The organism is Neisseria sp. P0022.S010 (genome assembly GCF_051956635.1).
Genome location: NZ_JBQCXF010000104.1, coordinates 1 through 8,988 on the forward strand (window position 1 = coordinate 1; position 8,988 = coordinate 8,988).

The window sequence follows — 8,988 nt, forward strand, 5'->3', positions numbered from 1 at the left end:
GTAATTACCTTTGAAATATAACAGTTGAAATCTTTGTTTTAGGATCTATTATTACTATTTTTGTTATATTAGGATTGTTCTTCAAAGCGGGTAATTCTCTATTTTCCCATATATTTCCTGGTCGCAGATCTTTGCCAATAACGCCTGTTACAGTACCAGAAGCGCATGTTGCATACTCTGATGAAATATCTTCCCATGCTTTAATGCTTGCTTGGTTATTTTGATCCCACGTAGGCATGATAATTTTTCTAGCTTCAATTAACATTTCTAATGTTGTTCCTCCATTAGATTTGGCAATATCGGCAGCAATATGTTGTCCACCAATACCATCTGTTCTACCTGACCAAAAAAATGCTGTGTTTGGTTCTGTTTTAACTTTGCTATTTTCACAGCATTTATTCAAACCTAGAGGATCAACCCACACCTGAGCATTAGGCGCAAAAGCATAAAAATTCTCCCCGCCCACTAATCCTATGGGATCTTGATTGTTAAACCGTCCGATTCTACTGTCGTAGTACCTGAAGAAGTTGTAATGCAGCCCTGTCTCACGGTCAGCGTACTGGTTTTGCAGGCGGAAGGGTTGGTATGCGCTATCCGTTACCTTGGTTTCCTCTTTCAGACGACCCCAGCCGGTGTAGTTGCCGAACCACAAGAGGTTGCCGTCTTTATCGGTCATCTCGCGCGGGATGCCGATTTGGTCGCAGTGGAAGTAGTGGGTTTGTTGTCGGCTTTCGCCGTCTTCAGTTGTCCAATCGCGGACTTGTGCTAAAGGCTCGTAGGAATCTTGATCGGCGTAGATATAGGTATATCTGCCGTCCGGGTGGATTTCTTGCAAGAGGTGGCTGCCGTCCCAAACGAAGCGGGTCTGGTTTTCGAGGTCATCTGAAACTTCCTGACTGGTTTTCAGACGGCCTTTGCCTATCCTTCTGCTCAAGGCGTCGTAGCTGTATGCCCAAGTTTCTTTTGTGCCGTCTTTTTTGAAGATTTCGGCTTTCACCAGTTGGTCGTGCAGATCGTAGAAATAGTTCTGCACTTCGCCGTCGGCCAGTTCGCGGTGGATCAGGTTGCCGAAGTGGTCGTAGTAATAGGTCGTGCCGTTGTAGGTTTTCAGGCGGTTGTCGGAGATGGCGGCGCGGCCGTCTGAAAGCGGCACGGTCGTTTTGCCCTCTTCCCGACCCTCTCCCACGGGAGAGGGGGGCAGGGTACGGTTTGACCTTTTCCGCCGGGATGTCGAGGATATTGTGCGCGGGGTCGAAGGCGAACACTTCGTTGCCGGCTTGGGTAATCCTACCCAGTTTGTCGTATTCGAACCGGGTTATTCCCGTCCGCTGGTCGGTGCTGTGGGTCAGGTTGCCGGTGCGGTCGTAGCCGTAGCTGCGTTTGACGGCGGTTTGGCCATAGCCCGCTGCGACTTTGTTTTTGCCTTTGCCGGTTTCCGTCAGGTCGTTGAGGGTGGCGATTTGCCTTTTCAGACGACCTAAGGGGTCGAGTTCGTAGCGACTGGCGAGCTTACCCTGTGTGCGGAAGATTTCGCGGTGCAGCTGATCGCGTTCGATGTCGGTGATGACTTCGTCGTCGAGGCTGATTTGGTGCAGGTGGCCGCTGCCGTAATACAGGTAGTTGATCTGTCTGCCGTCGGGCAGGACGGTGGCGGTACGGTTGCCGTTGAAGTCGTAGTGGTAGCGGATGCTTTCGGTAACGGGCAGGTACAGCATGTCGTACTGCGCATCGCGCCAGTCGGTTTCGGGCAAACCGTTTCGGGCGTTCTCTTCCTTAGTCGGCACTTTCCATTGGTGCTGGCCGATGATTTGACCGTTGCCGTTGTAGTCGAAGCAGGTAATGCTGTGGCTGTTGGCGGCGCGGACGAGGTTGCCGTTCGGGTCGTATTGGTAAGCGGTTTCCTGAATCTTGTCGTTATCGCGGGCAAGGGTGTGGATCAGCCGTCCCAATACATCGCGTTTGAACTCGGTAATCCGCAGCGGGGTTTGGCTGTCGAGGCCGTCTGAAAGCGGGGCGACGTCTTTTGGGGCAATGGGTTGTCCGCCCAGTTGCGTCATCAGTTTGGCGGCAAGGGTGGCATCATCGCCGTATTCGCGCTGCTCGACCAGCTCGTTACCGGCGTTGTAGCGGTAGCCGGTCAGTTTATGGTCGAAGCCGCTTTCGGCAATCAATCGGTCGAGGACGTCGTAGGCAAAGCGGTAGCGCGCACCGTTTTCATTGGTGAGGCCGACCAGGCGGCGGGCTTTGTCGTAATGATAGCCGAAAGTATGGCCCAAGGCATTGGTGCGTCGGGTCGGCAAACCGTCTTGGCCGTATTCGTAGGTGGTGGTATGGCCTTCTCCGTCGGTATGGGTTTTTAAATGACCGGCAGCATCATAGCCGAAGGTCTCTTTGCTGCCGTCGGGATAGAGGGCGAGGGTAAGGTTTTGATTGGCGTCGTAGTGGTATTCGGTATGCTGTCCCAGCGCATCAGTAATGCGCGCCAACTGTCCTTCGGGAGTGTAAGAGAGTTTGGTTTCGTAACCCGAGCAGTCGGTAATCCGGTCGGGCTGATGGTTTTCGTTATAGTGGTAGGCGGTGCTGCTGCCGTTCGGATCGGTCACCGACAGCAACAGACCGTTGCCGGCATATTCGAAACGGGTGGTATGCTTCAGCGGGTCGGTATGGGTCAGCAGGTTGCCCGCTCCGTCGTAGGTATAGCCGTGATAACGGCTTTCGGCATCGCTTTTACGGATCAGACGGTAGTTGTCGTCATAGTCGAAATGCAGGATGACGCCGTCCGGACGGGTAATGCTTTCCACCTGGCCTTCGTTGCTGTACCGATAACGGGTAACGCGTCCCATCGCATCGGTATGGCTGAGCAGACGGCCCAAGTCGTCGCGCTCCATCAATACGGTGCTGCCGTCGGCAAACACCCGTTTGGTCAACTCGTTGTTGTAGTCGTAATGATATTGCTCGGTACGACCCAGTACGTCGGTTACCTCGGTATAACCTTCGTGATAGGTAAAACGCCATTCCTCGCCCAAGGAAGTCCGGTTGCGGATGACTTTGCCGGTCGGGGTGTAATGGTCGTATTCGTATTCCGATACCAATCCGGCCGCATCGGTATGCGACACCATCAGATTGTTCTTATAGCCGAAGCTGCGTTTGACCTTGCCGTCGCGGCCGATGACGCGGACTAAGTCGCCGCTGCCGTTGTATTCGTAGCGGACCAGCGGGCTGCCGACCCGGACCGCTTCGCCAAAGGCAGGCAAACCCTCCAACGGCGATACCGACAGCAGCCGCATTTTAGGCGACTGCTCGTCCGCCACATTGCCAAAGTTCAGCGAGAATACCCGGCCGTTGCCGTCAATAATGTATTGCGGCAGACCGGTCAGCGGATGATAAATGAAACGCTGATGGTTATCGTTGGCGTCTTCTACCGCGACCAAAGGGAAGAGGGTGGAGTCTTCGTCCGAACCGTCTTCCGCGACCACCAAAGGCGCAAAGCGCAGCGCTATCGAACCGTCCAGCGAAGCAATGACGTAATGACCGTCCGGATTCTTGCTGAACCAGATCTGTTCGCTTTCGAACAATACCGGTTCTTCGTCATCTTCATCGACTTCCGGCAGCGGGAACAAACGGCCCTGATCGTCGATATAGGCCAATCCCGCCGCATCGCGGATGATACGTTGGCAGCCCGGCACGCTCCAGCCCTCGCCGAGCCAGCCGATACCGTCCTGGTCGGAATAATAGCTGCGGCTCCAAACCAGCGGCAGGATGCCTTCAAAAGCAAAGTCGGTTTCACCGGTTAGAAACTTCAAACCGTGTATCGGATTCACCGGCCGACCGGCACCCACTGCACCCTTACAGGACAGACAGGTTTTAGGGGGGAGTCTTTTGCTGAACTTGCCGTTCATATGGAACATATCGCCGGTGCGCACGATATAGCGTTTACGGATTTTAACCGAGGAAGAATGGCGCATAGGCCATGCCGGTTTGGTGGCGGTGCGGCTCTTTACCCCTTTACGGCCCGGAAGGGCGATTTCGTCGCCATAAGTTTTGTCCGTCTTACTGGCTTTAAAGACAAAAGCAGGCTTGCGGTTGAGGCGTACGTCTTTGGCGACGGTTTTGGCACCGCCGAGGTCGGCAAAGAGTGGGAAGGGAATGGGCGGAACGGAAGGGGGAGCGGGTGGAGGCGGCCAACAGAAATCGGGGACGGTAAAGACAACGCGGAACTTGCTGCTTTTACGGGCGATTTTATTGACGGCCATGGGGTGCTCCTGTTGTGAAGATAGAGGCCGTCTGAAAAGTTGGCTGCAATTGGTTGGGAATCAGACGGCCTTTTGGTTGTTTACGCGAATGTCGCAAGAGAAGGCGGTATCGGGATAAATTTGTCTTGTGAAGTGCGGCATGCAGCTGCGGCTGCAATTTGTTCTGCCCGTTCATGTCGAGCAATAAACCTGAGTTGACATGCAGAAATTTCCAGCTCTTCTGCAAAAGAAGTCCGGTATGCACAGTCAATGCGGCGTTGTTCTATATCAACGAGTACGGTATCTAATACCATGTCTTTACACAAAGACATATTAGATGCGGTATGGGCATGTACAAATACAGTCTCTACCGGCAGTTCGACAGTAAAGTACTGATTAGGTGCTTGAAAGGAATGTACCATGCCGGTAAATCCCAGTGTATAGATATGGTTAGGCTTTAGATGCGGCAACTGAAGGGAAGGATGAGCACCGTTCCAATAAGCCATAGAAAAATCTTCCGGCAATAAAGGTGCACGGTTAGCTATCCATTCAGCATCGGCAGTACCTGAATGTCGTGCCCGTTGTGCAAAATAACGAGGCATAAAGCCGAATCCTTCGGGAGCAACATTTTCAGCAGGATCTCGTATCGGATGGTTTGGGTCATAAATCTGGTGAGCCTTTAATATCCGTTTGAATCCATTTTGTTTGAGTTGGGATTTGGGATAATAACCAATACCGACAGGATTTTGCTGATGCCCTTCATGATCGTCTTCAACTGCACCACCGCCAAAGGCAAATTCATAGCGGATAGGTAAGGAGAGAATGGGATCTGGTTCGCTTAGAGACCATCCTGCTATCTCTCTTACCCAGTAGCGCTCGCCAGTAAGAGCCAGACTCTTTTGATAATCGCCAATACTCACCGCTACGGCAAGTTGCCGAGCGGGAGTATCATTAGGTGCATAGGCGATTGCATTGATCACTAAATCAGTTTTAGGTTTATAAAGGCAAAAGTCGCTTTCAAACTGAGTTGAAGTTTGAGATGGTTCACCGTAAAAAGTATCTGCAAATGTAAGAGGCGTCTGCGTTTGGGCAAACTCAAGTACAGTTTTTCCTGTTACGGGATCGATTTCAAACTCATAACTGACTTTAGCAACTACAACATCATATGTTCGATCTAACTGGTCGATGTTTTTAAATTGCTGCGTATGAAAGCAGGTAAAGTTCTCCAATTCGAACATTGATATACCTTTTCTTTTAGTTGATATCGACTTTTTTGCCGTCCATATCTACTACACTAGTGCCAACGATCTTAACTTTTTTACTAACGATAGTAATTTTACTTTTCTCAATTACAATCATAGAGCTACCAACTTGAAGGGTAATTTTGTTTCGTGCAGATAAAGTGATGTTAACGCCAGCATTAAGGCCGATGTTACCTAGAGCATTAAGCCCCATAACTCCACCAACACTGTGCATTTCTGCTCCACCAACATTGGTCATCCAACCTCCTCCGACATTTAACATATAGCCTGCACCAATGTTGGTCATTTGTCCGATACCAACGTTACTCATACCATTTAGGCTGACGGTTTCCTGCTTATTACCACCAATGCTGCTTACCTCGTTGGATACAATGGTTTTGTTACGATTGGCACCAACGGTCAACGCTTGATTTTTGCCGATAGAAACGTTTTGATCCAAGCCTACGGTTAAAGCCTGATTTTTTCCGATGCCGATGTTTTCATCGAGGCCAACAGAGTGGGTTCGATTTTTAGCGACAGAAACACTCTGATCCTTACCCACAGAAGTACTTTGGTTTTGGCCGACACTAATGCTTTGGTTTTGGGTAATACTGGAAGTTTCGTTTTGGCCGACTGATTTAGTACGGTTTTGGGTAATTGAGGCAGTTTCGTTTTTTTGAACGGTTTTAGCTCGATCACCTACTACTGTTACAGTTTCGTTATTACCAATTGTAGTGGTTCGGTCGTTGTTGACGTTGCGGGTTTCATTGTTCTTAACAAGTGAGGTCAAGTCTTTCTGTGCCTGGAAGTTGACCATTTCAGACCCAGCAGTATCATTGAACATCAGTTCGTTAAAGTTGGCTAATGGAGAGTTAAAACTTTTACTCTTGATACCAGATTGCTTGGCTGCAGCAGGAAATCCCCATGGTGGCGACATTGCACTGTTATACAGACGGCCTAATACAATAGGTCGATCAGCATCGCCATTAATAAAATCAACCAGTACTTCTTCACCAATGCGTGGTGTATTAATAGAGCCATAGCCAGCACCAGCAGAGCCCTGAGTTACTCGTACCCAGTTGGAACTGTTTTCATCCATTTTTCCATAGCGATCCCAGTGGAACTGGACTTTAATATCGCCATATTCATTGGTGTAGACCTCTTCACCTGCAGGTCCTGTTACCGTAGCTGCTTGTGTTCCTAAAACTTTTGGCTTGGGAGTTTTAAGAGGAGGGCGGTATGGATAAGATTTAGGTAATACGCGGAATGAGATTCTAAATTTGCCAATACGGTCTCCAGACGTATAGCCTGCCTCTTCGAAATCATAATCAGCTTTTAGAATAGTATATTCGGTATTGGAAGATGCATGAGGGTGTTTGCTCAGGATAAACGTATAACCTGGAGCAAGTGTTAGTGCAGTACCTGAGCCAGTAATAATCTTGGTTTGGCTTTTCAAATCTTCACTACGAACCTGACTGTAATTTTGTGCTTCTGCCACATCACTAAAACCTGTGTAGAAGTCATAGTGTTCCATAGATACCGAATTAAAGTCATGAACTGAATCTGAAGACATCATCGGAACTTTGGCATTTTTATAATTGTATTCTTGAGTAACAAATTGACTAGATTTTAAAGCATCTCGTTCTTCCCAAATATCAATATAGGCGATATTTGGCGCCCCCGGTGCAGTATTTCGAGAATGGTAGGGGATATTAGGAGATGAAATAGCTTCTAAAACACCGACATCATCAGTAATAACCAGCTCATGTGAACCGTTACTGTGGGCAAAATAATAGTAGATACCTTCTTGTTCAAATAGGCGGTTTAAGAAATCAAAGCTATTTTCTTGATACTGAACACAAAAGCCTCTTGTTCGATACCCTTTTTGACATTTTATCTGGTATGGGAATCCGAATGGTGCTAAGACTTCATTAGCGATATCTAATACGGACTTATCAACGAAAACTCTGCTGTCCGTACTTTGAGTGAGGTACCACATGAATGGACGAGTGGTACAGGTATAGGCATGATAACCTTCTTCATCCTCATCTTCTCCAATGTAGCCAAAATCGGTAACTAGACCATTTAGATAACGAGGATTACTTGCTTCGGTATCAATTTCCAATGTTACAGACTGACCAATAATATCTTTGCCTTGCAAGTTTGGGTTTTGAGAGACCAATGTAATATTGAACTCAAACAGATTTGAAACGGATTCTGTTCCAAGCATTTTTTTGAATAATAGTTGTGATCCCAAAGGCGTATGAGCAACGATAGTTCTATTCATTTAGGGAAACTCCTTGTCAATCTTAAACCAATATTCCGGGTACAAGTATTTTTATCCTATATTTTAAATAGGGATAAAATATGTGAAAGTAATATTCTAGACAATATTATTTACATCGTTATTGAGACTTTTAAATACACTGAAAATTCCTTAATTTACTTAAATTAAAGGGATTAAAGGCAGTAGAAGTAGTAAATTCAAGTACAAGATTTTTTCCTTTAATATTGTATTCGACAACGGTGGTATTTCCTGTTTGGCGAATAATTTTACCTTTTTCAATAAGGCGGAAGATTGACCAAGGCCCAGTTGAACTAATACCTGCGCTATTAATTTGGGGAGAGGAGATATCTATTTTAGCTAAAGCATTTTCACTCTTTGATGGCCAAGTAAAGGTTACAGGATTTACAGGACCATGGCTGTATACATAGCTTTTCCCTGCATATGAGATATTTACACTTTCTAAACTAGTATCAAGAATCAAAACTTTAACTGAGAAGTCAAATGTAGGAGTTTCTGAGCCTTTATCAAAATATCCTTGTCGGATGTCTTCTATATCATTTAGTTTTGCAAAACGATCTTTAAAAGCATCATTTTTAGCAGTTAAAGTTTCCAGTTTTTCTGAGCGTGCCAATACGGCAGCTTCACCAGTCAAGTTTGTAAATTTACTGTAGATACCATTGGGACCAAATATACTGGCGAAACTCTCTAATGCAACATTGTCCTCCGACCCTTTATCGAAAGGGTATCCTTGTTGATGTATTTCTTGGCAACTATTAGTTAATGTAGCTATTTGTTTTTCTAAAGTAGACAAAAGCTTTTCATCAACAATTTTGTTAGTGTTTTTCAGAATAATTTCAGAAAAGTTATCTAACATTTGGCGAAAGGGAGGTGGCAGTCTATTTACTTCAGCCTTGTATTTTACGAAAGGATCATCAGGTGGTAAGTCCACTCCTTTTTCTACAGCAACATTAACAGCAACTAAATAAACATATAAATCATTTATAGCTTCTGTGACATTGTTAATAGCAGGAGGTTGATCATTTGTGATTTCAGTTAATGTATGGAAATCTGCAAAAGCATCATCGACTGGAGTTGCTTGTTTTAAAGCAACTAATTCATTTTTCACATTATTCCCCTCTTCACTCTCTAAGAGTTTTGAGAGTCCTGCTCTATTTAACCAATCGGTAATTTTGCTTCCAGCTTTTTCTGTTATTCGTTTGTCAATAGC

3 protein-coding genes and 1 pseudogene are annotated in these 8,988 nt (G+C 46.6%); all 4 read right to left on the minus strand.

The annotated features are described in order from the left end of the window. Positions 1-400: 400 nt before the first annotated feature. A pseudogene (locus ACTHUT_RS10280) lies at positions 401-4,253 on the minus strand (RHS repeat-associated core domain-containing protein); the annotation flags it as partial. An 80-nt stretch (positions 4,254-4,333) separates the two neighbouring features. Continuing rightward, a complete protein-coding gene (locus tag ACTHUT_RS10285) occupies positions 4,334-5,470 on the minus strand; it encodes a DUF2169 family type VI secretion system accessory protein (protein WP_250601055.1) in 1,137 nt (378 codons plus the stop codon). 16 nt (positions 5,471-5,486) lie between these two features. Beyond that, positions 5,487-7,760 (minus strand): type VI secretion system Vgr family protein, encoded by a 2,274-nt coding sequence (locus ACTHUT_RS10290; RefSeq protein WP_440418776.1) that lies wholly within the window; start codon positions 7,758-7,760, stop codon positions 5,487-5,489. A gap of 130 nt (positions 7,761-7,890) precedes the next feature. Further along, on the minus strand, positions 7,891-8,988 hold a 1,098-nt coding region (locus tag ACTHUT_RS10295), incomplete at its 5' end, for a type VI secretion IcmF C-terminal domain-containing protein (RefSeq protein ID WP_440418777.1).